The 3,233-nt window shown below is 63.1% G+C and carries 8 protein-coding genes and 1 pseudogene; 5 read left to right on the top strand and 4 right to left on the bottom strand.

Annotation, left to right across the window (positions count from 1 at the left end):
- The 3 genes from JSE7799_RS06105 to JSE7799_RS06095 all read right to left on the bottom strand — a co-directional run.
- On the bottom strand, window positions 1–283 hold a 283-nt coding region (locus tag JSE7799_RS06105), incomplete at its 3' end, for a transposase (protein ID WP_222101717.1).
- Window positions 284–364: 81 nt separating this feature from the next.
- Window positions 365–586, bottom strand: a complete 222-nt coding sequence (locus JSE7799_RS06100) for a hypothetical protein (protein ID WP_055662832.1) — start codon at window positions 584–586, stop codon at window positions 365–367.
- 27 nt (window positions 587–613) lie between these two features.
- Complete coding sequence (locus JSE7799_RS06095) at window positions 614–1,333, bottom strand: GntR family transcriptional regulator (RefSeq protein WP_245624817.1); 720 nt, start codon at window positions 1,331–1,333, stop codon at window positions 614–616.
- 155 nt (window positions 1,334–1,488) lie between these two features.
- On the opposite strand from JSE7799_RS06095, the gene JSE7799_RS21570 reads away from it, so the two are divergent.
- From JSE7799_RS21570 to JSE7799_RS06085, 5 genes are all read left to right on the top strand, one after another.
- Window positions 1,489–1,743 carry a hypothetical protein gene (locus JSE7799_RS21570; RefSeq protein ID WP_245624816.1) on the top strand — a complete coding sequence of 85 codons (255 nt, stop codon included), beginning with the start codon at window positions 1,489–1,491 and terminating at the stop codon, window positions 1,741–1,743.
- Window positions 1,744–1,749: 6 nt separating this feature from the next.
- On the top strand, window positions 1,750–1,878 hold the full coding sequence (locus JSE7799_RS21975) for a hypothetical protein (protein WP_275934887.1): 129 nt from the start codon (window positions 1,750–1,752) through the stop codon (window positions 1,876–1,878).
- Window positions 1,879–1,983: 105 nt separating this feature from the next.
- Window positions 1,984–2,199, top strand: a complete 216-nt coding sequence (locus tag JSE7799_RS21970; protein WP_275934886.1) for a hypothetical protein — start codon at window positions 1,984–1,986, stop codon at window positions 2,197–2,199.
- A gap of 8 nt (window positions 2,200–2,207) precedes the next feature.
- Window positions 2,208–2,531, top strand: a complete 324-nt coding sequence (locus JSE7799_RS21965; RefSeq protein WP_275934885.1) for a type 2 periplasmic-binding domain-containing protein — start codon at window positions 2,208–2,210, stop codon at window positions 2,529–2,531.
- 62 nt (window positions 2,532–2,593) lie between these two features.
- Window positions 2,594–2,803: a hypothetical protein gene (locus JSE7799_RS06085; RefSeq protein WP_245624815.1), complete on the top strand. Its 210-nt coding sequence runs from the start codon at window positions 2,594–2,596 to the stop codon at window positions 2,801–2,803.
- Between the two features lie 77 nt (window positions 2,804–2,880).
- Here the strand turns inward: JSE7799_RS06085 and JSE7799_RS20930 are convergent.
- A pseudogene (locus JSE7799_RS20930) lies at window positions 2,881–3,233 on the bottom strand (IS4 family transposase); the annotation flags it as partial.

Here is a 3,233-nt window from a genome sequence, read left to right as displayed (position 1 = left end):
CGAGGGATTGCGGATAGAACGGCTCTTCCCCATGCCCGGCAGTCTTGGGCACCTGCACGCTCACCGTGCCCGCAGGCGTGTCGATCCGCTTGGGTTTGTAGCCGTTGGCATAGCCGTGACGCTCGGGCGTGCGCTCATAATGGCTCGCGCCGAGAAACCGCTCCCGTTCGATCTGCATCGCCAGCTCGAAAGCCCGCGCGAACACCGAGGCCATCTCGCCGGGCCCGTGCTCGATCAACTGTTCCAAGACCGCCTCAAGCGCCGTATCCTTCCGCCTGTCCATTCGTTCTTCTCCATGGTTGTGTTGCAACTCCATGGAATATCAGAATGGGCAGCTCGTGCTGGGGGGCGCCCCAGCACGAGCTCACGCCCCGCGTCTCAAGCGAATTTCCAGACCTGAGGGTACAGTACCGGTAATTTGACCACCGGTGACCGCATCCACGGCGGCCGCGTCCACGTCGGAGATATGCACGCGGGCGCCGGCTTCGGCAAAGCCGCGGGCGATAGCTTGGCCGATGCCGCCCGCTCCCGCGGTGATCAGGACGCGCAGACCCTTGGGGGGCGTCAGGGACGCGAGAATGCTCATGGTTTCGTCTTCTCCCTCGGGGTCGCGTCAGGTCGTTTCGCCGGCTTCGTCGGCCAGAGAGGCGCGGATGTTGATCGCAGCCGTACGGATGTCGTCGACAACTGCGCTGCGCAGGGTCGTCGCATCACGAGCCTCCATCGCCTCGGCCGCCGCATTGTGGAACTGCATCGACGTGGCCATGTGCTGCCGATCGGGAACGCTTGAGCGGATCGAGGGACCCACGATCAGCCACAGGCGCTGGATCATACCGAGGAGCAGCGGCCATCCCGCTGCGGTGTAGATGCCCGAATGAAAGGCGGCGTTAGCCGAAAGATAACGGTCGGCATCGACGCTCTCGGCGGCGGCGATCAGGTCGCGATGCAGTCGCCGCACTGCGGCCGCGTCCTCGCCTGTGGCCTGACCGGCGGCGCGTATGGCGGCCATGGCTTCGAGGTCGAGCCGGATGGCGGTGGCCTCGTCGAAATCGTCCGGTGTCAGAACGCGAACCCGCAGCGTACGACTGTTGGTCAGCTCCAGCGCACCCTCGGCAGTGAGCCGTGTCAGTGCCTCGCGCACCGGCATGGCACTGACGTCCAGCGCCTGCGCAAGGCCGCGGCTCGAGACGGCCTCTCCAGGAAAGAATGACCCGGCGATAAGGGGATTACGCAGTCTTTTGTAAATCTGCTGCTGAAAGCTTTCCCGCTGAAGCGGCGTGATACCGCCGTCAATTGAGCCCCGAGAGATACCTTGGACCGCCATTTCTTCCATTGCGGTTTATCTGCGATCAAAGATTGCGGAGCGGCTGTTCGGAAGTCAAGCCGGCCGCTGACGCAGGAGACGCCTCGCCCGGAAGGGAGCCGGGCGATGAGGGATCAGGTTCGCGAGGGGCATGCCCCGGCGCGGAAGACATGGGAGGACATGTCTTGAGATTGACCGCGACCCTATCGGCAGCCGCTTTGGCCGCTTCGTGCGGCCTTGTGCAGGCCGAGACACTGGATATGGCGAGCACGTTCCCCAAGAACATGCCGTTTCTCGGCGAAGGCGCTGAGGTGCTGGACGAGAAAATTGCCGCCGCCACTGGCGGCGAGGTGGAGCTTCGCGTCCATGGCGCCGGCGGTCTGATGCCAGCGTTGGAAGTTCTCAATCAGGTCAGTTCGGGCGCGATCCCGGCAGGTTGAGACTTCATGAGTTACTGGGGCGGCACGATCCCTCTTGCGGGGCTCGCCGGTGCCATGCCTTTCGGCCCGGGGCCGGCCCTGTTCACCGGCTGGATGTGGGAAGGCGGTGGCATGGAAATCGTCCAGAAAGCCTAGGACCCGCTGAACATCAAAATGCTGCCTTGCCACATCACCGCGCCGGAACCCGGTGGGTGGTTCAACAAGAAGATCAACTCGGTCTAGGAACTGCAGGGCCTGCGGATGCGGATTTCCGGCATGGGCGGTCAAGTGCTGAACAAGCTCGGTGCGTCGACACAGCTCGTCCCGCGCGGCGAACTCTACGTTGCTCTCGAACGTGGCCGCATCGACGCCACCGAAGTCTCACTGCCAGTGGCCGGTCAGTCGCTCGGCTTCCCGAAAATCGCCAGTATTATTATTACCCTGGCTGGCACTAGCCGGCAAGCTGGAACACGCTGATTGTCAACATGGATGTGTGGAACGACTTTGGTGAGGAGGTGCAGGAGCAGATTCTCGTTGCCTGCAAGGCCACAGTCATGTGGTCTCTGGCCGCCGCGCCGGCGCCACAGGGCGAGACCATCAAGGAGTTCCGCGAACAGGGGGTCAAGACGAAGCGGTTCCCGGACAAGGTTCTAGCCGCGCTACGCGAAGCCTCGACCGGGATCCTCGAAGAGGCTGCCGCGAACGATGAAGTCATCGCCGAAGCCTACCAATCGATCCAGCACTACATGGTCCGAGCACAGGTCTGGGACGACCTGCAGCAGATCCCGCCGGCACCGGCGGCGAACTGAGGCCCCTATGCAGTCGCGTTCCTCTCTGACCCGGCCGGGCCGCAGCTTGCCTGCTGCTGCCCATGATCCTGCTCGCGCTGGCCGCTATCGTGGGTTTACTGCTCAAGGTCGGTCAGATCGCAACCTGGCAGACAGAAGTGCCGCTCTATGGCACACAGCTCAACTTGAATGGGCTGACCGAGCTTCAATGGCACCTGCTGGCGATTATCGTCATGCTGGGAATGTCCTACGCGCTTGCGCGCGATCAGCACGTCCGGGTCGATCTGCTTTAAGGCAGCTTCGGCTCCCGAGGGAAGCATCTGTCTTGGAGCGCAAGGTGTTAACCCGGATAATTCACGAGAAGGCCAGACTACACGACTCCCACCCGCAGCCGTCTCGGGACGACGAGATTTCGGGCGACGAGAGGGCTTTCGGGACCGGACCGCATCCATCGTCGGACCTCATCGAAGCCGGTCCGGAACCAAGATTTCGAGCAGTATCCGTGCTTCTTCCGGGCGGGGTATTTGTGTCCCATGAGCTGGGCTGCAGCACGGCAGATGAGGGCGATGGCAATAGCGGTTATGGCGATGAGCAGAGACAACTTGGACGCGAGCGTCAGGCGGGTGTCCTCCAGGTTCAGCCCCCGCGTCTTGCTGTCGGCGAACAGGCACTCGATGAGCCAGCGCTTCTTGTACTGCCGCAGGATGTGCGCGCCAGTGGCTG

The organism is Jannaschia seosinensis (genome assembly GCF_001408515.1).
GTDB classification, from domain to species: domain Bacteria; phylum Pseudomonadota; class Alphaproteobacteria; order Rhodobacterales; family Rhodobacteraceae; genus Jannaschia; species Jannaschia seosinensis.
Note: the sequence above shows the minus strand (reverse complement) of the source record. Positions and strands in the feature narration are given on the sequence as shown.

Excerpts from the sequence above, each read along its gene's own strand:
- JSE7799_RS06100 (WP_055662832.1), bottom strand. The coding sequence starts at position 586 with ATGAGCATTCTCGCGTCCCTGACGCCCCCCAAGGGTCTGCGCGTCCTG.
- JSE7799_RS06095 (WP_245624817.1), bottom strand. The coding sequence starts at position 1,333 with ATGGAAGAAATGGCGGTCCAAGGTATCTCTCGGGGCTCAATTGACGGC.
- JSE7799_RS21975 (WP_275934887.1), top strand. The coding sequence starts at position 1,750 with ATGAGTTACTGGGGCGGCACGATCCCTCTTGCGGGGCTCGCCGGTGCC.
- JSE7799_RS21970 (WP_275934886.1), top strand. The coding sequence starts at position 1,984 with ATGCGGATTTCCGGCATGGGCGGTCAAGTGCTGAACAAGCTCGGTGCG.
- JSE7799_RS21965 (WP_275934885.1), top strand. The coding sequence starts at position 2,208 with ATGGATGTGTGGAACGACTTTGGTGAGGAGGTGCAGGAGCAGATTCTC.
- JSE7799_RS06085 (WP_245624815.1), top strand. The coding sequence starts at position 2,594 with ATGATCCTGCTCGCGCTGGCCGCTATCGTGGGTTTACTGCTCAAGGTC.